Annotated in this window: 18 protein-coding genes and 1 tRNA gene; 11 read left to right on the top strand and 8 right to left on the bottom strand. The window is 67.2% G+C overall.

All coding sequences use genetic code 11. The annotated features are described in order from the left end of the window. Window positions 1-160 precede the first annotated feature (160 nt). Window positions 161-988 (top strand): aldo/keto reductase, encoded by an 828-nt coding sequence (locus ACLQ62_RS08010; protein ID WP_411721118.1) that lies wholly within the window; start codon window positions 161-163, stop codon window positions 986-988. 21 nt (window positions 989-1,009) lie between these two features. On the opposite strand, the gene ACLQ62_RS08005 is transcribed toward ACLQ62_RS08010, so the two are convergent. The 3 genes from ACLQ62_RS08005 to ACLQ62_RS07995 all read right to left on the bottom strand — a co-directional run bounded on the left by ACLQ62_RS08005 (window position 1,010) and on the right by ACLQ62_RS07995 (window position 3,478). Then, window positions 1,010-2,047 carry an LLM class flavin-dependent oxidoreductase gene (locus ACLQ62_RS08005; protein WP_411721117.1) on the bottom strand — a complete coding sequence of 346 codons (1,038 nt, stop codon included), beginning with the start codon at window positions 2,045-2,047 and terminating at the stop codon, window positions 1,010-1,012. Then, window positions 2,044-2,436: a Fe-S oxidoreductase gene (locus tag ACLQ62_RS08000; protein WP_411721116.1), complete on the bottom strand. Its 393-nt coding sequence runs from the start codon at window positions 2,434-2,436 to the stop codon at window positions 2,044-2,046. Before ACLQ62_RS08000 ends, ACLQ62_RS08005 begins: the two co-directional genes overlap by 4 nt. Before the next feature lie 73 nt (window positions 2,437-2,509). Then, the gene (locus tag ACLQ62_RS07995; protein ID WP_411721115.1) at window positions 2,510-3,478 is read right to left on the bottom strand and encodes an arginase family protein; all 969 of its coding nucleotides are present in this window, start codon (window positions 3,476-3,478) and stop codon (window positions 2,510-2,512) included. Between ACLQ62_RS07995 and ACLQ62_RS07990 the strand changes: the two genes are divergently transcribed. Continuing rightward, a complete protein-coding gene (locus ACLQ62_RS07990; RefSeq protein ID WP_411721114.1) occupies window positions 3,477-4,229 on the top strand; it encodes a gamma-glutamyl-gamma-aminobutyrate hydrolase family protein in 753 nt (250 codons plus the stop codon). The genes ACLQ62_RS07995 and ACLQ62_RS07990 overlap by 2 nt on opposite strands. A gap of 209 nt (window positions 4,230-4,438) precedes the next feature. Then, the gene (locus ACLQ62_RS07985; RefSeq protein WP_411721113.1) at window positions 4,439-5,320 is read left to right on the top strand and encodes an EamA family transporter; all 882 of its coding nucleotides are present in this window, start codon (window positions 4,439-4,441) and stop codon (window positions 5,318-5,320) included. Between the two features lie 43 nt (window positions 5,321-5,363). Here ACLQ62_RS07985 and ACLQ62_RS07980 read toward each other — a convergent pair whose 3' ends face one another. After that, window positions 5,364-6,113, bottom strand: a complete 750-nt coding sequence (locus tag ACLQ62_RS07980; RefSeq protein WP_411721112.1) for a GntR family transcriptional regulator — start codon at window positions 6,111-6,113, stop codon at window positions 5,364-5,366. Window positions 6,114-6,290: 177 nt separating this feature from the next. Here ACLQ62_RS07980 and ACLQ62_RS07975 point away from each other — a divergent pair, with 177 nt between their 5' ends. Genes ACLQ62_RS07975 through ACLQ62_RS07950 form a run of 6 tightly spaced genes read left to right on the top strand, consistent with a single transcriptional unit; the run spans window position 6,291 to window position 12,870 of the window. Beyond that, window positions 6,291-7,208, top strand: coding sequence for a phosphate/phosphite/phosphonate ABC transporter substrate-binding protein (locus tag ACLQ62_RS07975; protein WP_411721111.1), 918 nt, complete (start codon window positions 6,291-6,293; stop codon window positions 7,206-7,208). A 38-nt stretch (window positions 7,209-7,246) separates the two neighbouring features. Beyond that, window positions 7,247-8,074, top strand: coding sequence for a phosphonate ABC transporter ATP-binding protein (gene phnC / locus ACLQ62_RS07970; RefSeq protein ID WP_411721110.1), 828 nt, complete (start codon window positions 7,247-7,249; stop codon window positions 8,072-8,074). After that, entirely contained in the window at window positions 8,071-9,804 is a 1,734-nt protein-coding gene (locus tag ACLQ62_RS07965) for a PhnE/PtxC family ABC transporter permease (protein WP_411721109.1), read from the top strand. The genes phnC and ACLQ62_RS07965 overlap by 4 nt, the downstream gene beginning before the upstream one ends. Beyond that, on the top strand, window positions 9,801-10,988 hold the full coding sequence (locus ACLQ62_RS07960; protein WP_411721108.1) for a TIGR03364 family FAD-dependent oxidoreductase: 1,188 nt from the start codon (window positions 9,801-9,803) through the stop codon (window positions 10,986-10,988). The genes ACLQ62_RS07965 and ACLQ62_RS07960 overlap by 4 nt, the downstream gene beginning before the upstream one ends. Beyond that, window positions 10,988-11,719 carry an HAD family hydrolase gene (locus ACLQ62_RS07955; RefSeq protein ID WP_411721107.1) on the top strand — a complete coding sequence of 244 codons (732 nt, stop codon included), beginning with the start codon at window positions 10,988-10,990 and terminating at the stop codon, window positions 11,717-11,719. Before ACLQ62_RS07960 ends, ACLQ62_RS07955 begins: the two co-directional genes overlap by 1 nt. Continuing rightward, window positions 11,716-12,870, top strand: coding sequence for a zinc-binding dehydrogenase (locus ACLQ62_RS07950; protein WP_411721106.1), 1,155 nt, complete (start codon window positions 11,716-11,718; stop codon window positions 12,868-12,870). The genes ACLQ62_RS07955 and ACLQ62_RS07950 overlap by 4 nt, the downstream gene beginning before the upstream one ends. A 177-nt stretch (window positions 12,871-13,047) precedes the next feature. On the opposite strand, the gene ACLQ62_RS07945 is transcribed toward ACLQ62_RS07950, so the two are convergent. Further along, window positions 13,048-13,836, bottom strand: a complete 789-nt coding sequence (locus ACLQ62_RS07945; protein ID WP_411721105.1) for a PspA/IM30 family protein — start codon at window positions 13,834-13,836, stop codon at window positions 13,048-13,050. A gap of 43 nt (window positions 13,837-13,879) precedes the next feature. Then, window positions 13,880-15,922: a TPM domain-containing protein gene (locus ACLQ62_RS07940; protein WP_411721104.1), complete on the bottom strand. Its 2,043-nt coding sequence runs from the start codon at window positions 15,920-15,922 to the stop codon at window positions 13,880-13,882. A gap of 141 nt (window positions 15,923-16,063) precedes the next feature. Here ACLQ62_RS07940 and ACLQ62_RS07935 point away from each other — a divergent pair, with 141 nt between their 5' ends. Further along, entirely contained in the window at window positions 16,064-16,900 is an 837-nt protein-coding gene (locus ACLQ62_RS07935) for a DUF3097 domain-containing protein (protein ID WP_411721103.1), read from the top strand. Window positions 16,901-16,976: 76 nt separating this feature from the next. Here the strand turns inward: ACLQ62_RS07935 and ACLQ62_RS07930 are convergent. Next, window positions 16,977-17,049, bottom strand: a tRNA-Arg gene (locus ACLQ62_RS07930). Between the two features lie 79 nt (window positions 17,050-17,128). Then, window positions 17,129-17,752 (bottom strand): arginyl-tRNA synthetase, encoded by a 624-nt coding sequence (locus ACLQ62_RS07925; RefSeq protein ID WP_411721102.1) that lies wholly within the window; start codon window positions 17,750-17,752, stop codon window positions 17,129-17,131. 104 nt (window positions 17,753-17,856) lie between these two features. On the opposite strand from ACLQ62_RS07925, the gene ACLQ62_RS07920 reads away from it, so the two are divergent. Next, window positions 17,857-19,329: arginine--tRNA ligase (locus tag ACLQ62_RS07920; protein WP_411721101.1), on the top strand; the 1,473-nt coding region annotated here is incomplete at its 3' end.

The raw sequence follows: 19,329 nt of genomic DNA, 5'->3' as shown, positions 1-19,329 counted from the left end.
CCAGCCGGTCGCACACACTGAGTGCGACTTCGCGGACCTGCTCTGACCTCTTCGCCATGCCCCCAGTCTACCAAAACGCGACCGACATTAGAAGGTGTGTTCGAAATCTGTGGATAAGTCGCTGAGTCCGGAACGATGCCATTCCCGCGATAATAGGGCCATGTTCTCCGACCTTCCTGCACTCGCCCTGAACGACGGCCACACCATCCCGCAACTGGGGCTCGGGCTCTACAAAGTGCCGGAGGGTTCCGTCGTGGATGTCGTCACCACCGCGATCGACGCCGGCTACCGTCACCTCGACACGGCCGCCCTGTACGCCAACGAGCGCGGTGTGGGGGAGGGCATCCGACGGTCGGGCATCGACCGGGACGAGCTCTTCGTCACCACGAAGGTCTGGAACTCGGACCACGGCTTCGACAGCACCATGCGGGCGTTCGAGCTCAGCATGGACCTGCTCGGGCTCGATGTGCTCGATCTGTATCTCATCCACTGGCCGGCACCGACGCAGGACCGGTACGTCGAGACCTGGCGTGCGCTCGAGCGGCTCCAGACCGAAGGGCGGGTGACCTCGATCGGGGTCAGCAACTTCCACCCGCACCACCTGGATCGGCTCTTCGCCGAAACCGGCATCGTGCCTGCCGTCAACCAGATCGAGCTGCACCCGTGGCTGCCGCAACGGGAGGCCCGTGCGTTCCATGATTCGAACGGCATCGTGACGGAGGCCTGGTCGCCGTTGGCCCGCGGCGGCATTCTCAACAACCCCACCCTCGACCTGATCGCGGAGAAGCACGGTGTCAGCCCGGCACGAGTGGTGATCCGCTGGCACCTTCAGCTGGGCAACGTCGTCATTCCCAAGTCGATGACACCGTCGCGCATCGCTGAAAACATCGATGTCTTCGGCTTCGAACTCGACGACGTCGATCTGGCCGGGATCGCCACCCTCGCCTCTGGAGAGCGCACCGGGCGCGACCCGGACGACCTCGACTGAGGGCGACCTCGACTGAGAGGTCTAGTCGAGAGCAGCCCGAACCTGGGGCAGCACCTCGGCGGCGAACAACTCGATCGAACGCATCACGAGGGCGTGCGGCACACCAGACCAGTCCATCTGGAGGCAGTGGCGGTCGTAGCCGAGATGGCCGTGCAGCGCGACGATCTTGTCGGCCACCTCATTCGGGCTTCCGGCGAAGATCGCTCCGCGCCGGGCCGTCTGCGTGTCGTAGCCGAGCCGACTCGGAGCCGTGAACCCGCGTTCGGCCGCGATCTTCGTCATCGACGCCTTCCAGTACGGAAAAAGCGTGTCCTTCGCCTCCTGGCTCGTCGGCGCAACGAAGCCCGGCCCTGAGACGGCTACTTTCAGGGCGGATGCCTCGTGCCCGGCCTTGTGGGCAGACTCCCGGTACAGCGCTGCCAGCGGCGCGAACTGCTCCGGATAGCCCCCGATGACCGCATAGTTGATCGGCAGACCGAGGTAACCGGCGCGCATCGACGACTCAGGGTTGCCCCCGGTGGCGATCCAGATGTCGAGCTTGTCGTGATGCGGGCGCGGCAGGATGAGCGCGTCGTCGAGGGCCGGGCGGAACCGTCCGCGCCAGGTGACTCGCTCGTTCGCGTTAAGCTCGAGCAGCAGACCCAGCTTCTCTTCGTACAGGTCGTCGTAGTCGGCGAGGCTTGCCCCGAACAACGGGAACGACTCGATGAACGAACCACGACCGGCTGCGAGCTCGACCCGACCGCCGCTCAGCAGGTCGATGGTTGCGAATTGCTGGAAGACCCGCACCGGGTCCTCGGTCGACAGAACCGTCACCGCGCTGGAAAGACGGATGCTTTTCGTCACAGCCGCCGCTGCTGCCAGAACGGTCGCCGGGGAGCTGATCGAATACTCCGGGCGGTGGTGTTCGCCGATACCGAACCAGTCCAGTCCTGCCTCGTCGGCGAGGCGGATCCGTTCGATTGTCTCCCTGAGCTGCTGCTCCGGCGACACCAGCATGCCCGTCGACGGGTCGGTCGGGATGTCACCGAAGCTGTAGACCCCGAGCTGAAAGGTCATGAGCGCGCCTTCAGGCGTCCGCGTCTGGCCGATCGAAGATAACCGCCTTTCTCCAGGCCGGCCTCGATCTCGAACCGGTTCCGCAGCGGATTGGTGCCCGCCGCGAGGTAGAGCAGGGGGAACAGCATGCCGTACCGCTGCCACTGACGTTTGTGCACGGCTTCGTGCTCGAGCACGTCGTCGGAGACGTTCGTCCGGGTGAGGTAACAACCGCCGACACACGAACCGCCTCGACCGAACGTCCAACTCGGCATCCCCGTGAACACCCACAGCCCGTTACGCCGTTGCACCCGCCCGGTCGACCAGATCGATCCCCAGATCAGGCCGATGAGGTTGGCGTAGAGGTAGCCGAGGCGGCTGAGCGGAGAGTCGAAGAGCATCCGCTTCATCGATCGTTCCGAGGCTGGCGCGCGATGTCGGTCATGCTCCGAGGCTACCGGGCCGGTCGAGTCGCCGGCATTCTCAGCGTGCGAGCGCGCCGAGGATTCTCAGGATGGTGCCGAGGTCATCGACGGCATGAGTCGCACTAGCCGGGGCGAAACCGGTGATGCCTGCTCCGGCGAGTTCGAACTCGGCCCGGACGGCGCCGATCAGTTCGACGAGCGTCGCGGCCGGGAGCCCGAACGGTTCGGCCCAGTCGGTGCCGGCGATGTCGGCGGGGTCGAGCACGTCGAGGTCGACGTGCACATAGACCCGTTTGGCCCCGGATGCCGTCACCGCGTCGACCAGGGCGGCCGGCGTCGCGTCCTCAACGGACAACGTGCGGATCGGCGAGCTGTCGAGACGGGCCTGTTCGCCGGGGTCGATGTCTCGGGCGCCGATGATCACGAGGCGTTCGGGTGCGAGCGGGGTCTTCGGCGACAGTTCCGGAATGCCTTCGCCGATCAGCGCACGCAGCACCATGCCGTCGAACGATCCGGAGGGGGAGTCCTCAGGAGTGTTCAGGTCGGGGTGGGCGTCGAACCAGAGAACGCACGTGTCGTCGCTCGCCGAGAGAACGGAGTCGACGGCAGCGAGTTCAACGGAGCATCCGCCGCCGACGGTGATGACCGGAGCGATCGCCGCGCGAAGAGCGGCATCCTGGCGTTCCCGGATGATGCGAAGCGACGACAGGCGGTTCACTCCGGTCTCGAGTGACTCGCCGGCCTCGGCGGGTACATCGACGAGGGAGGTGGCGGAGGAGGGGAGGTCCCCGCGGATCGCCTCAGCCCCGTCGATGAGGCGCATCGCGCGAGAGGAACCGGAACCCTGCCATGCGGGCACAACCACGAAAGTCGCCATTGTCTTAGTATCCCGGTTTTCGCGTGCGGGGCGCGAGGTCGGCTCGCCATTCGCGCGAGTATTGCTGCCTGTTGCAGCGCGCATGGCATCACGGGGCCCGAGCAAGGCAGAATGGTTCCTTGACACCGAACCAGCGGAAGGGGCAGGCATGACCGAACACGCCGGCGATCGCCGCCTCCTCATGGTCGAAGTAACCGCCCAGCGCGAGCACTCTCCGGCCTATGACGCCTACGTGCGCACCATGATCGACCGGGCGGCCGCTGATGCCCGCGCTTCCGGCTGGGATGTGTCCCAGGTCTCAGCCGCCGACCTCGGCGTCGACGGGCTGCTGCACGCAGCCGAGAACGCGGATGCCGTTGTCATCATGGGCGGCGAAGACATCGACCCGCAGTTCTACGACGGTGCGCGCGGGTACGAGGGCGAAGGTCACCACTTCGAGGTGGCGGATGCCGCCCAGATCTCCCTGGTCCGGCTGGCGGTCTCTCGTCGCCTCCCGGTCCTCGGCATCTGCCGGGGCCATCAGATCATCAACGTCGCCCTCGGCGGCTCCCTTCTGCAGCACGTCGAAGACGCCGGGCACCGGAACATCGACCTGCCCGTCGAGTACGCGCTCGTCGAACACCCCGTCCGGCTCGAGCCGGGCAGCAACCTCGGCGAGCGGTTCGGTCGCGACCACATCGTTGTGCAGAGCGCGCATCACCAGGTCGTCGACCGGCTCGGTTCAGGCCTTCGTGCTGTCGGCTGGGCCCACGACGGTCACATCGAAGCGATCGAGCACGACACTCTTCCGATCACGGGCGTGCAGTGGCACCCCGAGGCGCTGCTCGCCCCGGTCGGGCAGCTGCGTGTGCTGCTCGACGGCCTCGCCGCTCAGTCGGGTGCCGTCCTCGAGCGCGCGTGATCGGCATTGGGTGCGCCATCCGTCCTGGTCGCTGAGCGTTCACAGGCGGGTGCTAAGGTCGCCTCGACAGCGCCTAGGGTTCCGGGACGAACATCGTCCGTCTGGTTCGAGCGGCGCCACGGCTCACCGCCATCGGCGGGTCGTCATCTCAAGGGATAGAAGCCTGGAGGACCTCGTCGTGCGCCCTCGCGCCGACGGAAGGGTCCGCCGTGTCTGTTTTCGCTCTCCTGCTCGTTCTCTCCGCCGCTGTGTGCCATGCGACATGGAACGTCCTCGCCCACGGGGTGAGCCGGGTCGGCCTGCCTTTCCTGTGGTGGGGAGCCGTCGCAAGCACGGTGATCTGGGCGCCGCTCATTCCGCTGACTGGCGGGTTGGGTAACGGCGGTGCGGATGCTCTTGGCGGCTTCGTCGCTGGTGCCGGAGTATCCGGGGTCCTCCATGTGATCTACATGCTCGTGCTGCAGCAGGGCTATGCCCGTGGCCGGCTCTCGACCGTCTACGCCACCGCCCGCGGGACCGGCCCGGCGTTGAGCGCGCTGCTGGCCGTCCTTCTGCTCGGGGAGCGGATTGCGCCGCCTGCGGTCGTCGGCGTCGCCATCATCGTCCTCGGAGTCGTCGCAACCGGGTTGATCGATCGCCGGTCACCGACACGGCATGCGCCGCGCCGTCGGCTCGATCCGAGCATCGTCTTCGGTGTGCTGACCGGGGTCGCCATCGCCACATACACAATCTGGGACGCACACGCCCTCCGCACCTGGGGGCTGGCGCCTGTGGCTTTCATGGTGGGCTGCACGCTTGTTGAGATCGTGCTCTACGCCCCCTGGGTCGTCCAGCGGCGGAGCGAGCTCGCGTCAGTGGCCAGGGCGCATTGGCCGCGGATCCTCGCCTTCGGCGTCTTCTCGCCGCTGTCGTACATCCTCATCCTCACCGCCGTCACGATGGCACCGGTTGCCCTCGTCGCGCCCATCCGCGAGGTCAGCGTCGTGCTGGTTTCGCTCTTCGGCGCGATGGTCCTGCGGGAGGGTGCGGCAGTCCGCCGGGTCGCCGCATCCGTTGTCGTCGTCGGCGGAGTCGTGCTGCTGGCGCTGTGAACGGGCTATAGCTGAGGGCCCGGCGAAGGTTGGGAAGCGGACCTCAGCTCCCGAGGGGCCGGATGAAGCGATCACCGTCCAGGCGTCGACCCGATGCAGAGACGGTGAACCGGACGATGTCGCTCCGATACCTGTCGTCTGAGGTTTCGAAGGTGCGGCCCGCGGCGTCCCGCGTGATGCGGTGCAGTCGCAGAATGGGGGTGCCTTCATCGACTCCGAGCAGCGATGCGTCGGTCGGGTCGGCAGCGATGGCATCGATCTCATGGTCGACATCGGCGTAGGTCCAGCCTCGGGAAGCGAGGAATTCGGTGATCGAGACGGTGTCGAGGTCGACGTCGAAGAGATGACGGCCGGCCGGCTCGATATAGGTCAGACGCTCGAGCATGGTCGGCCTGCCGTCGAGGGTGCGAAGTCGAAGCACGTCGACAACGTACTCGCCTTCCGGGATTCCGAGGAGTCCGGACGTGGCAGCGTCGGATCGGCGAAGGCTCACCTGCTGGGTGAGCGCCCCGGGATTCGCGCCCATCTGCGTCGCCCACTTCGTGAACGGAATCGAGACGTCGACCGGCTGGTGGGCCTTCCGTTTGATCACCCGGCTGGGCCGGCCGCGTGTCGTCTCGATCAGTCCCTCGTTGCGGAGCGCAGCAAGGGCATTGCGGATCGGACCTCGGGAGGTATTCCACTGCGCCGCCAGTTCGCCCTCCGTCGGAACCTCGTCCCCGGGCGCAAGCCGTCCACTGAGAATCGACTCGCGCAGGTCATCGGCAATTCGCGTGTACATAACGTCGGTCACATAGGAACCCTACTCGCCCTCGGGATGCCGCATAAGCAGGCCACGGACAACACTCACGAGTTCATCGAGACGGAACATAGGTGAACAAGTAATGAACACCAGCTAGATAGGTATACATGTCGCGAAATGGTCTGTCAGGCTTCTTTCATTCCCCCAGCCCTCCCCCGAAAGGCAATCATGAAGTCCCGCGCATCCCTCTCCCTCACGGCCGTCGCCGTCGCCGGCGCCCTCGCGCTCGCCGGTTGTTCCGGCAACGCCTCCCTTGAATCGGATGCCGCCGCGGCATCCGGATTCGCTGTCGACGAGAACACCCTCGTCTTCGGCGTCGTCCCGGACTCTGTCGACACCGAGACCAACTACCAGCCGCTCATGGACTACATCGCCCAGGAGACGGGCAAGACCGTCGAGTACCACGAGTCGACCGACTACGCCGTGCTCATCGAGGCTGCGATCGCCGGTCAGATCGACGTCGCCTCGCTCGCCGGGTTCTCCTACGTGACCGCTCTGAACAACGGCGCAAAGCTGACCCCGATCTCGTCGATCATCGAAGCCGAGGGCCAGGAGCCGGGTTACTACTCCCAGGCCATCGTCCCGATCGGTAGCGACATCACCGAGATCGCCGACCTGAAGGGCAAGAAGGTCTGCTTCGTCGACCCGTCCTCCACCTCCGGATACCTTTTCCCCTCGTACAACCTCCTCGAGGCCGGCATCGACCCCACGACGGACGTCACGCCGGTCTTCGCGGGCAAGCACGACGTCAGCGTGCAGAAGGTCGCTGAAGGGGTCGAGTGCGAGGCCGGCTTCGCTGAAGACAGTGAGGTCGAGAAGTCTGACCAGGTGAAGGTCATCGGGGAGACGATGGTGCCCGGCGCACCCATCGTCGAATCGGACACACTTCCCGACGACATGAAAAAGCAGCTCCGCGACCTTCTCTCCGAGGTCACGATCGACGACATCATCGCTGCAGGCATCGATGGCGCCGACTCCGACGGCTTCCGAAGCGTCTTTTACGCCACCGCGCCTGTCGACGACGCGTACTACGACCAGATCCGCGACCTCTGCAAAGCCACCAAGGCCACGCAGTGCCAGGGCTGACCCTGCTTCCCTGACCCCCGACCCACCTGGAGAATCCGATGACATCACCTTCCACCGCGACCGAGACCGTGGTCGAGCTCACCGAACTCACGAAGCACTTCGGTGCGACGACCGCGCTCGACGGCGTGTCGCTCACGGTCCGCCGCGGCGAGATCGTGGTGCTCCTCGGACTCTCCGGGTCGGGCAAGTCGACCCTCCTCCGCCATCTCGACGCCCTCGAGAATCCCACGACCGGATCGGTGAATGTTCTGGGCGAGGACGTGCCGGCGCTCACCGGCCGGCGGCTGCGCTCGCTGCGCAGCCGGGTCGGTTTCATTTTCCAGCAGTTCGAGCTGGTGCCTTCGCTGTCGGTGCTCGAGAACGTGCTGACCGGTGCGCTCGCCGAACTCCGCGGCCCTCGGCTCGGCCTGTGGAGCTACCCGAAGTCGAAGAAGCTGCGAGCCCTGCAGCACCTTGACCGGGTGGGGCTCCTCCAGCACGCCTATCAGCGTGCGGACACCCTCTCGGGTGGCCAGCAACAGCGCGTGGCGATCGCCCGCGCCCTGATGCAGAACCCGAGCATCCTGCTCGCCGACGAGCCTGTCGCATCGCTCGACCCGGAGTCGAGCGACCAGGTGATGGCGCTCATCCGCGAGATCGCGTCAGAGCAGGGACTCACCGTCGTCTGCAGTTTGCACCAGGTCGACCTCGCCATCGCCTGGGCTGATCGCATCGTGGGTCTCCGCCACGGTGCCGTCGTGCTCGACACCCCTGCCGCCGGTCTTTCCAAGGCAGAGGTCATGGAGATCTACGGGCGCGTCGCAACGACCACGAGCGAACTCGAAGCCCTTCACACTGAGCTGTTGTCAGGGACGGCCGCGCTGTGACCGCGACCCTGACGCCGCGGGCGTCGTCGCTCGCCGCGATTGGAAGCGTCGCGGATCGCGCCCCCCGCCCGCGCCGCTCACCGGAGCGCATCGCCGCCGTCCTGACTTTGGGCGCCCTCGTCGCGATCATGGTCGGCGCCTTGGCCGAGATCGACATCTCCCTGCCAGGGATGGTCCAGAGCTGGTTCAACGCGGAGCGGTTCTTTGTCCGGGTCGGAGCAATCACGCTCCCCGAACCGGCGGAGCTCGTCGCGCTGATCGCGCAAACGCTCGGTCTCGTCCTCGTCGGAACGCTCCTCGCCGCGGTGCTGTCTGTCCCGCTTGCCTACCTGGCGGCATCCAACACGACTCCCGGGCACGCCTGGCGAGGTGTCGCGCGGTTCCTCGGCGTCCTCGCGCGGGCCGTACCCGACGTCATCCTCGCCATGGTCTTTGTGCTCATGTTCTCCCTCGGCTCCCTCCCGGGCATCCTGGCGATCGGCATCCATTCGGTCGGCATGATCTCGAAGATGTTCGCCGATGCCATCGAGCAGATCGACGAAGGCCCGCGGCTTGCCATTCGCGCGGCGGGCGGCACCCGGTTCCAGCAGTTCGCCTCCGGGGTGCTGCCACAGGTGCTGCCATCCTGGGTCGCCACCGTCCTCCATCGCAACGACATCAACCTGCGCGGATCCGTCATCCTCGGCTACGTCGGCGTCGCCGGACTCGGGCTCGAGATGTCGCACGCGTTCAAATCCCTCGACTACGGCCGCGGACTCGGCATCGCTCTTGTCATTTTCGTGCTCTGCGTCGCGATGGAGATCGTCTCCAGCGGAATCCGGTCGGCCATGCTCGGCACCAGGAACACCGCGTCCGGACCATTCGACCGGATGCTGCGCCGCCTGCACCCACGCCGGGCCGCGCCTGCCCAGGTGACCATCGCCTCAGCGGCGTCGACCCCACAGGCAGCGCTCCGCCGGCCCTGGACTCCAACGCGACTGCGCAACGCTCTCGCCGGCGTTCTTGCCGTGGCCGTGATCGTCGCGTCCGTCGCCGTGAGCGACATCCGCTGGTCAGATTTTGGAACGTTCTGGGCCAGGATCCCCGCGGTCGCCGTGCAGTTCTGGCCGCCGTCGTTCGGCAACTACGACGTCGCGATCATGGTCGAGGCCATGCGCGAGACGATCGTGATTGCGCTCGCGGCCGCCCTGCTCACCGTCGTCGCCTCGATCGTCGTCGGTTCGCTCGCCGCCCGGAATGTCGCTCCGACCCGGGGCGCCCGCGGTGGGTTCCGTCTCTTCCTCGTCGCCGTGCGCGGCATCCCCGAGCTGATCCTCGCGATCGTGCTCATCGTGATCACCGGTCTCGGCACCCAGGCCGGCACGATCGCGCTCGCGGTCGGCGGGATCGGGCTGCTCGGCAAACTCATCGCCGACTCACTCGAGGAGGTCGACAGCGGACCGGAACGCGCACTCACCGCCACCGGCGCGACCAGGCTCCAGATCTACGCGGGCGCCACGCTTCCGCAGTCCGCCCGCGCGATCCTCGGCCATTCGTTCTATCTCCTCGACACCAACATCCGGGCGGCGACGCTGCTCGGGATCGTCGGTGGAGGCGGCATCGGCTACTACCTGCTGAACGCCGGGCAGGGCTCGAACTACGCGATGGTGACCGCCATCGTGCTGATGATCCTCGTGACCGTGCTGGTCGTCGAGGGACTCGCGATGTGGATGCGGCGGGTGTTCCGTTGAGCGGGCGTTTCGACGTGGTCGTCGTCGGTTCGGGTATCGTCGGCCTCGGGGCGGCCTACGCCGCGGTTCGGCGGGGGCTCCGGGTCGTCGTGGTCGACCGCACCACAGAGCCCGTCGGCGCCACCATCCGCAACTTCGGGCACCTGTGCTTCACACCGCAAACCGGCGATGCGCTCCGCTACGGGCTCGCTGCTCGCGAGCTGTGGCTCCGCCTCGCGCGGGACGCCGGGTTCTGGCTCCGACCGTCCGGGACCCATGTCGTCGCCAGGCACCCGGACGAGTTGGCCCTGCTCGAGGCGGCGGCAGCTCGCCCGGCGTCAGGGTTCGGGGACCAGCCGGAGATTCGCGTGGTCGACGCCGACGAAATGGCCGGGATGACCCCGGTGCTCCGGGCAGGCCTCGCCGGAGGGGCCGTCCTGCCGTACGACCTGCAAACAAACCCCCGGAGCGCCGCGACGGCGATCGCCGGTCACCTTGCGTCGCTCGGGGTCGAATTCCGGATGCGAACCTCCGTCGGGAGGGTTCACACCGGCACGGTCGACACGAGCCGAGGTGCTATCAGCGCCGACACCGTCGTGGTCGCCGTCAACCACGACGTCGACCAGCTTTTTCCCGCCCTCGCCGAATCCCGCGGGGTCGTCCGATGCTCACTGGACATGCTGCGGGCCGACATTCCGCTCGCCCGGCCGTTGGCCGCTCCACTTCTGACCGGGTGGTCCCTCATCCGTTATCGCGCGTTCTCGACCCTGCCGGAAGCAACGGCGGTGCGAGAACGATTGCACTCACAGCGACCGGATCTCGCCGCCATCGATCTCAACCAGATGTACACGCAGCTGCCTGACGGAAGCGTCCTGGTCGGCGACTCGCACCAGCGAGCCGTCACCGCTTCACCATTCCAGCAGGAGGCCACCGCCGACGCGCTCCTCGACGAGACCGAGCGGTTGTTCGGATCGCCGGCTCGGGTACTCGAACGCTGGCAAGGCGTTTACGCGAGTGCCCCGGACGAATTCCTGCTCGCCGAACCCGAACCAGGAGTCCTCGCTCTTACCGTGACAACGGGGATCGGGATGACGACGGGCCTGGGGTTCGCCGAAACCACCCTCGCCGAACGTTTCGGCGGGCTTGCCGGCCGGGGCGGCCGCGCCTCCACACCAACCACCCTCTCAACGAAAGGCAGAGCATAATGCTGCACACCACACCCCCCGCCGAATCGAGCGCCGGAGCCGCCCTCGGCATCGAACTCGTCGTGCTCGATATGGCCGGCACCACCGTCAGCGACGACGGCGTTGTCGAGACGGCCTTCCAACGGGCCGCTGAACGTACCGGAGTTGCCGCACACCTCCCGTGGGCTGATGCGCTCGACTACGTGCGCAGGACCATGGGGATGTCGAAGATCGACGTTTTCACCCACCTCGCAGACGGAAACCGGGAGGCAGCCGCTCGCGCCACCGCAGCCTTCGAAACCGCGTACGGCGAGCTCATCGCCGATGGGGGCGTCACCGAGATTCCAGGGGCCGAGACGGTCATCCGGGAGCTTCAGGCCGGCGGGGTGCAGGTGGCTCTGACCACCGGGTTCGCGCCCGTCACCCGCGACGCGATTCTGGGGGCGCTCGGCTGGCTCGACCTCGTCGACATCGCCTTGTCGCCCATCGACGCCGGCCGCGGTCGCCCAGCTCCCGACCTTGTCCTCGCCGCTGCTCTACGGGCGCGCGTCAGTGCGATGAGCGCCGTTGCCGTGCTCGGTGATACCGCAAGCGACGTGCGTTCCGGCCGTTCCGCCGGCGCGGGACTGGTCGTCGGGGTCCTCAGCGGAGCCCACGACCGCTTTCTGCTCGAGGAAGCCGGCGCTGACGCCGTTCTCGAGGACGTCACCGCCCTGCCGATGCTGCTGACCGGCCGGGTCGACGCTCGATGACGCTCGTGGGCGACGCCGACGTCGGAACCGTGGCCTCGCTTCGCATCCCGCTTTCACCGTCCGCTTCCGCGATGGTGTGGCTCGCCCCGGACCGGCCCCACGAGAAGGCAGCCTTCGTCAGTGTCACCCTTGAGCCGCTCGAGGTTCTCGTCGAGATCGAGTTAGCCACGATCTGCGGGTCCGACGTTCACACGGCGCGCGGCGCGCGGTCGGCGCCCGCCCCGCTGGTCCTCGGACATGAGCAGCTGGGCCGAGTGGTCGCCCTCGGTAGCGGCACCCCGGCGACGGTCGACGGGACGCCTCTCGTCATCGGCGACCGGGTCGTCTGGTCCATCGCCGCGAGCTGTGGCGAGTGCGATCGGTGTCTGTCTGGCCTGGCTCAGAAGTGCCGTTCGCTCAGGAAGTACGGGCACGAGAAGGTGACGACCGCGTGGGCGCTCTCGGGCGGGTTCGCTACGCACATGCACTTGCTGGCCGGCACGCCGATCGTCCGGGTTCCCGAAACCATCCCGGCCGAGGTGCTCGCTCCGGTAACCTGCGGTACGGCGACAGCCCGAGCCGCTCTGGAGGCGGCATCCCGGCTCACCCGGCTCGACGGCGCTGCCGTGCTCATCAGCGGCGCAGGGCTCATCGGGCTCACCGCGACCGCCATGGCCGTGGACCGGGGCGCCCGGGTCGTCGTCGCCGATCCAGACCCGGGGCGGCGAGCCCTCGCTCGTCGATTCGGGGCGACTGCGAGCTATGACCCGGCCGCCGACCCTGCCGGGATCGGCTCGCTGCTGGCCGACAGCGGAATCCCTGACGGATTCGACGTTGTGGTGGAGGCATCCGGAGCGCGTGCCGCTGTCGTCGGAGCCTTTACGTCCGCGGCAGTCGGCGGCGTGATCATCCTCGTCGGCAGCGTCTTTCCGACGGAACCGGTGCCGATCGACCCTGAACAGATCGTCCGGCGCCTGCTGACGGTACGGGGGGTGCACAACTACACAGCGGATCACCTCACTGCTGCCGTGGACTACATCGCCCAGCGCTGGACGTCATGGCCGTTCGGGGAACTGGTCGGTGAAACTGTCAGCCTCGATCAGCTCGATGACGGCATCCGCCGTTCGGGCGGAGGCGGAGCGGTTCGCGTCGCGGTCGATCCGCGGCGCTGACCCGGGTCGAAGCCGCACACGGTGCGACGCGAGGGAAGGATGCCGCGCCTGCGGCAGGTCCTTCCCTCGCGCCTCGGTTCCTGAGCAGGTCGCGTAGTGACCGCGTCGAAGGGCTTCCGCCTCCCCAGCTGGACCCTCCGCCGAGCTCAGCAGTGCGAGGCCGTCAGAACCCGGTCGTTACTGGTTGGGTGTGTACGGCGCGCTCTGCGTCGCCTCGACCGCGGGCTGAGTCTGCCCGCCTGAGACGGGGGAGGGGCCGCCGGACTTCATCGCGGCGAGGCGTGCCTCGACCTCGGTGAGTTCACCGATGTCCTCGAGCGACTCGAACTGCGCGTCGAGGCTCGATGCAGCGAGCTCCTGCTGGCCACGCACCTTGGCTTCCTCGCGACGGATCTTGTCCTCGAAGCGGCTGACCTCGCTCGTCGGGTCCATGATGTCGATGCTTTTGACGGCGTCCGCGACTTTGCGCTGGGCTTCGGCGGTCTTGGAGCGCGCGATGAGTTCGCTGCGCTTCGACTTGAGCTGCTCCAGCTTCTGCTTCATGGCGTTGAGGCCGTTCTTCAGCTGGTCGACGACCTGCGTCTGCGCGGCGATCTGCGGCTCGGCCATCTTCGCCTCGTTCTCCGAGGTGATCTGGCGCTGCAGTGCAACCTTCGCGAGGTTGTCGAACTTGTCGGCGTCGGAGGCGCTGCCCGATGAACGGTACTCGTCGGCCTTGCGGCTCGCGGCGAGGGCCTTGTTGCCCCAATCGCTCGCTGCGCGCACGTCTTCTGCGTGGTCCTCCTCGAGGAGGCGCAGGTTGCCGATCGTCTCGGCGATGGCGCTTTCGGCCTCAGCGATGCTGTTGGTGTAGTCACGCACCATCTGGTCCAGCATCAGCTGGGGGTCTTCGGCCTGGTCGATGAGTGCGTTGATGTTCGCTTTGGCCAGTTGGGCGATGCGCCCGAAGATCGATTGCTTGGTCATGGGATTCTTCCTCTCGATCGGTATCTGTGTACTCTTTCGGCCGTCAGAAACGGCCGCCACCCCGTCGGGAGCGTGTGCCGCCCCCGCCGAAACTTCCTGCGCTGCGGCCGCCCCGGGAGCCCCCGCCGAACCCGCCCCCACCGAACCCGTCGCCGGAACGACCACCGCCGCCGAGAACCGAATTGATGATGATGCCGCCGAGGATGGCACCCATCATCCCGTTTCCCGACGGCTGGCCGCCGCCCAGCATCCCGCCACCCATGGGGACGCCGAACCCACCGGACTGCATGCCGAATCCGGAGACATCGGCCTGCGCGGATTCGATCGCTGCCTGGGCGAGCTGGCTGGCGGTCTGCGCGTAGGTCAGCGCTGGCACCGGGTCGGATGTCGCCAGTTGCTGCGCCTGCACCAGCTTGCGTCCCGCTTCGGCAAGCCGGGTGCGGGCGTCGGCACCCACCGCTCCGCGGCGAGCCGTGATGTAGTCCTCAGCCGCTGAGACCTGTGCCCCTGCAGCCGAGAGAGCGTGGCCGAGCTGGGACTGCGCCCGCTGGAACTGCGCCTGCGCGTCCCGCACCTGTTGCAGGATCCCGTCGATCGAGGTGTTAGCGGCCTGAAGTTGTCGAAGGAGGTCGAGCGGGTTGTGCACACCGGTCCGGCGCCGCTCCACCTCAGCCACCGCCGCCTCGGTCGCGGTGATCACGTTCACGAGCGACCCGTCCGGGTCCGGCTGAGACTTCGCGAGCTGGAGGTCACTGCGCAGATCGCCCACGGCATCCGCAATCGACCGCTGGGCGGCGTCGAGATCCGCTCCGAGTTTGTCGATCGCGTCGAGAAGCAGGGATGCCTGGTCGATGGCCTCCTCTGAGGCGCGGATGTCGACGGCCGCTTCACCGAGGTCGCCTGAGGCGACGTCCTCGTCGGCGGCAGCGAGGTTCTCACTCGCGAACGCCAGCCGTTCATCGGCCTGCTCGATGTTGTCGGAGACGGTGCTCAGCGCGGCGGCGTCATACCGGGCCGAAAGGGACTGCAGCAACGCCGACGCCGTCGAGAGGCGCTGCGTCACCTGCTGGTGCTCGGAGCGGAGCCCGGCGACGGCGGCCGGTGCATTCTTCTCCAGTTGGCGCAACTCATCGAAGGCTTCGGCCTCCTGGTCGAGTGCCGTGTTCGCGTCCAGGCAGAGGCGGATGATTTCCGCGTTCCAGGCGCGCACCTGCTGCTCGGTGTCCGGTTCGGCGTCGGCGAGGCGTTGCCTGATGGTGAAAGCTGTGGAGAGATCCTCCTTGGCTGTGGCGATCGCTGAGCGGAATTCGGTGACGGTTGCCTCACCGTACTGGGCGACCGCGAACCCGAGTTCTTCCTCGCTCGTCTTCACGGCGTCGTCCGTCTCGACGAGGGCACTTCCTGCCTGCAGCTCCAGGTCGACCGTCGGAACGTCGGCGAGTTCGGCCGGCTCCCCGGCTCGCACATCGATGGCAGCCTTTTTCTTCCTGCGGCTGCGCATCGTGGAGGCGATCACGATGATCCCGATGACGACGATCGCGCCGATGACGAGCCACACCACCGAATTCGCGACACCGCCGTCCCCACCAGGGGAGGAGGAAACGTCGTCGCCGGCGATGGCATTGCCGAGACCGGATGCCGCAGCCACGGCCGCGCCGGCCCAGTCCTCATCGCTCAAGCGCGGCTGGACCAGTTGCCGTTCGATGTCGCCGAGCTGTTCGTTGCTGACCGGCCCGTCGGTCGCGCCCGAGAGATAATACGTGCGCTGCTCGGTAGCCACCGCGAGCAGGTATTGGGAGGGGCCGAGACCGTTCGCCTCGGCCGTCGTGTTCGTCCACTCGGCCGCGTCGCTCGGGTTGGTGAACTCGTCGACGTAAACCACCCACAGGTCGGCGCCGGAATCGGCGTTGAGGGTGTCGATGGCTGCTTCGATCTCAGCGGCGTCTGACCCGCCCAGCACGCCCACCTCGTCAAGGACACGGCCCGACCCGAGCTGGACCGGGTCCGTGGCGGATGCAGCGGCAGGGGTGCCAAGCACAAGAGCGGCCGTCACAGCCGTCAGAGCCCAGAGTGAGCGTGCCCGCATCTGCTCGCCTTCTGTCGTCAATGGAGAACACCTGTGAGTCTAAGGTTGCCGGGTGAACGCGTCCAGACAGTCCGTGTGAGCCTCCCGGGGTCGCCGCGTGGCATCCTCCTGTGCCATCGATTCGGGTCTAACCTTGCCCGAGTGAGCAACGACCGTTACGGATCCGACGTGCTGGCGACGAACTGGCGCGCAAGCAAGACGCCCCCTCCGCTCGAGCAGGAGGCCATAACCGACCTGGTCGTCGAAGAGGCTTCGACCGGATGGTGCGGAGCCGTCACCGGGATCGAGGGCAAGACCGTCCAGCTCGAGGATCGACACGGCAAACGCCGGGTGTTCCCCCTCGGCGCCGGGTTCCTGATCGACGGGAAAGCGGTGATTCTCGTCGCGCCGAAGAAGAAGGCGGCCGGTCAGACCCGCACCGCCTCCGGGTCCTTCGCTGTCGCCGATTCGCGCGCCCGCGTTGCGCTTCCCTCCCGCATCTACGTCGAGGGCAGGCACGACGCCGAACTCGTCGAGAAGGTCTGGGGCGACGACCTCCGCGTCGAGGGTGTCGTCGTCGAGTACCTCGGCGGCATCGACGACCTCGCCGCGATCATCTCCGACTTCGCTCCGACCCCGAAACGTAAAGTGGGCGTGCTCGTCGACCATCTGGTTCCCGGGTCGAAGGAGTTCAGGATCGCGGATGCCGTGATGCGCGGCAACCACGGCGGGAACGTGCTCGTGGTGGGGCACCCGTACATCGACGTCTGGCAGTCGGTGAAGCCCGCGCGGGTCGGCCTGAAAGCCTGGCCGGACATTCCGCGGTCGATCGAATGGAAGCGGGGAATCTGCGCCGCCCTCGGGCTGCCGAACGAGAGCCAGGCCGACATCGCGAGAGCCTGGCAGGCCATCCTCGGCCGGGTGCGCAGTTACTCGGATCTCGAACCGGCATTCCTCGGTCGCGTCGAAGAGCTCATCGACTTCGTCACCGCTCCGTAGACCGCTACGTCAGTTTGCGGCCCTCGGCGATCATCCCGGCGACCCCGGTCGTTCGCCGTGCGTGATGAAACAAGTGTGCCCTCGGCAGGATTCGAACCTGCGACCTGCGGTACCGGAAACCGACGCTCTATCCCCTGAGCTACGAAGGCGTGCTCCACAAAACTATCAGAATTCTGCGCCCGCGAATCCCTCCTGCCTGAGCAGCGGGGGTGGCACCCCGGATGCCGTTTACGGCAGGTGCGCGATCGCAGCCTCAGCCAGCTGCTCGGCGTCGCCCGGCTCGACGAAGTCGACCGCGCGCAGGGTCACCCAGTACGAGCCCGTGAAGATCTGGGCTTCGCCCTCGTTGCCGACCACCGTGAAGTAACCCTCGACAGGGGGAGCGGCATAGGTGGGAACCTGCTTGCTCTCGGTGACCGCACGGTTCTTGAGGTCGGTCAGGTCCTTCTCGCTGAGCTTCGCGACGCCCACCTCGATGGTGGTGTTGCTCGAGTTGTTGGCCCACTGGCAGGTGAGACCCTTCATCGCGGCGATCTCGCTCGCTGTGCTGGCCGCCTTCGGTGTGGCCTCGGCGACGAAACTGATGTTGGGGTTGAAGGCGTACATGTCGGCAGGCGTGATCAGCGCGTCACAACCGATGTCAACCGGTTCGCTCACAACCGCTGTTGCCGTCGACGCAGGGGTCGGCGTTTCGCTCGCCGTTTCCGCTGGGCCCGTCTCCGCGGGAGCGGGAGTCCCTGACGAGGACGCCGTCGGGGCAGGCGTGCAACCGGCCAGGAGGAGTGAGCCGAGAACTGCTGCGGTGACGGCGAGCGGGCGGAATGCGCTGGTGCGCGCGAACGTGGAAGCCATATCCATCTCTCTGTGGGGGATGCTCCGACCATAACAACTGTCACGGGCGCGATCGTGCATGCGCCGCGCGAGGCGGATCAACGGCTCCGGATAGAATCGCTTGTGTGACTCCAGACGACCTTGCCGCTGCCCTGTTCGAACTCGTCGTGCCGCTCGCGGAGAACCGCCGACCGGGAGCCGGGGCAGAGATCAGCCGCGACGACGTCGTCCTCGAACGTCCGCGCAACCGCGACCATGGCGACTGGGCCTCGAACGTCGCCATGCGGATCGCCAAGCGGATCGGAGCCAACCCCCAGGAGGTTGCCGCTGAGCTCGCCGAGGGGATCGCCGCCGTTCCCGGCGTCGCGACCGCTGAGGTCGCCGGTCCCGGGTTCCTCAATGTCCGCCTCGACGCCGCGGCGACCGGCGCCCTGGCGAAGGTGATCGTCGAAGCCGGCGACGCGTACGGCCACAACGCCTCACTCGCCGGTCAGTCGATCAACCTGGAATTCGTCTCAGCGAACCCGACCGGCCCGCTTCACATCGGACACACCCGCTGGGCCGCCCTCGGCGACTCGATCGCCCGCGTGCTGAGTGCATCCGGTGCGAGGATCGCGAGCGAGTATTACATCAACGACGCCGGCAGCCAGATGGACACGTTCGGCGCCTCGATCCTCGCTGCCATCAAGGGTGAGGAGACCCCGGAGGGCGGCTACCCCGGCGCCTATATCGCCGAGCTCGGCCGCCAGGTGCTCGAAATCGAGCCGAACCTCCTCGACCTGCCAGACGGGGAGGCCCTCGCCACCGCCCGTGAGCTCGCCTACAAGCTGCAGCTCGTCGAGATCGAGAAGTCGCTGTCGAGCTTCAACGTGCACTTCGACGTCTGGTTCTCGGAACGGGAACTCCATGCCAAGGACCCGGCCACCGGCCGGAGCGCCATCGACAAGGCAGTCGACCGCCTTCGCGAGCAGGGACACGTCTTCGACGAGGACGACGCTGTGTGGGTGCGCACCACCGACTTCGGTGACGACAAGGACCGCGTCATCCGCCGCGGAAACAACATCTACACCTACTTCGCCGCGGATGCCGCCTACTACCTGTCGAAGTCCGACCGGGGATTCGCGCACAAGATCTACCTGCTCGGCGCCGACCACCACGGTTACGTGCACAGGCTCAAGGCGCTCGCCGGCGCAGCCGGTGACAACCCGGACACGGACATCGAGATCCTCATCGGACAGCTGGTCAGCGTCAACGGGGCCAAGCTTTCGAAGCGTGCAGGCAACATCATCGAGCTCGACGATCTCCAGGCCTGGCTCGGCACCGACGCGTTGCGTTACTCGCTCGGGCGCTACCCGGCGGATTCCCCGCTGACTCTCGATCCAGAGCAGCTTCGCAAGCGGAGCAACGACAACCCGGTCTTCTACGTGCAGTACGCCCACGCGCGAACGCATTCGGTTGCCCGCAACGCCGAGGTCGCCGGGGTCGACCGGAGCGCCTTCGTCCCCGAGCTCCTCGAGCACGAAACCGAATCCGCGCTGCTCGGTGCCCTGCAGGAGTTCCCGCGCATCGTTGCCCAGGCCGCTGAACTGCGCGAGCCG

Source organism: Mycetocola sp. (genome assembly GCF_046716805.1).
In the GTDB taxonomy this organism is placed as follows: Bacteria; Actinomycetota; Actinomycetes; order Actinomycetales; family Microbacteriaceae; genus Mycetocola_A.
The sequence above is the reverse complement of the archived record's forward strand: the minus strand, read 5'-3'. Positions and strand labels throughout refer to the sequence as shown.

Coding starts and splice junctions, on each gene's coding strand:
- ACLQ62_RS08010 (WP_411721118.1), top strand. CDS start 161: ATGTTCTCCGACCTTCCTGCACTCGCCCTGAACGACGGCCACACCATC.
- ACLQ62_RS08005 (WP_411721117.1), bottom strand. CDS start 2,047: ATGACCTTTCAGCTCGGGGTCTACAGCTTCGGTGACATCCCGACCGAC.
- ACLQ62_RS08000 (WP_411721116.1), bottom strand. CDS start 2,436: ATGAAGCGGATGCTCTTCGACTCTCCGCTCAGCCGCCTCGGCTACCTC.
- ACLQ62_RS07990 (WP_411721114.1), top strand. CDS start 3,477: ATGACCGAACACGCCGGCGATCGCCGCCTCCTCATGGTCGAAGTAACC.
- ACLQ62_RS07995 (WP_411721115.1), bottom strand. CDS start 3,478: ATGCCTGCCCCTTCCGCTGGTTCGGTGTCAAGGAACCATTCTGCCTTG.
- ACLQ62_RS07975 (WP_411721111.1), top strand. CDS start 6,291: ATGAAGTCCCGCGCATCCCTCTCCCTCACGGCCGTCGCCGTCGCCGGC.
- phnC (WP_411721110.1), top strand. CDS start 7,247: ATGACATCACCTTCCACCGCGACCGAGACCGTGGTCGAGCTCACCGAA.
- ACLQ62_RS07955 (WP_411721107.1), top strand. CDS start 10,988: ATGCTGCACACCACACCCCCCGCCGAATCGAGCGCCGGAGCCGCCCTC.
- ACLQ62_RS07950 (WP_411721106.1), top strand. CDS start 11,716: ATGACGCTCGTGGGCGACGCCGACGTCGGAACCGTGGCCTCGCTTCGC.
- ACLQ62_RS07945 (WP_411721105.1), bottom strand. CDS start 13,836: ATGACCAAGCAATCGATCTTCGGGCGCATCGCCCAACTGGCCAAAGCG.
- ACLQ62_RS07940 (WP_411721104.1), bottom strand. CDS start 15,922: ATGCGGGCACGCTCACTCTGGGCTCTGACGGCTGTGACGGCCGCTCTT.
- ACLQ62_RS07925 (WP_411721102.1), bottom strand. CDS start 17,752: ATGGCTTCCACGTTCGCGCGCACCAGCGCATTCCGCCCGCTCGCCGTC.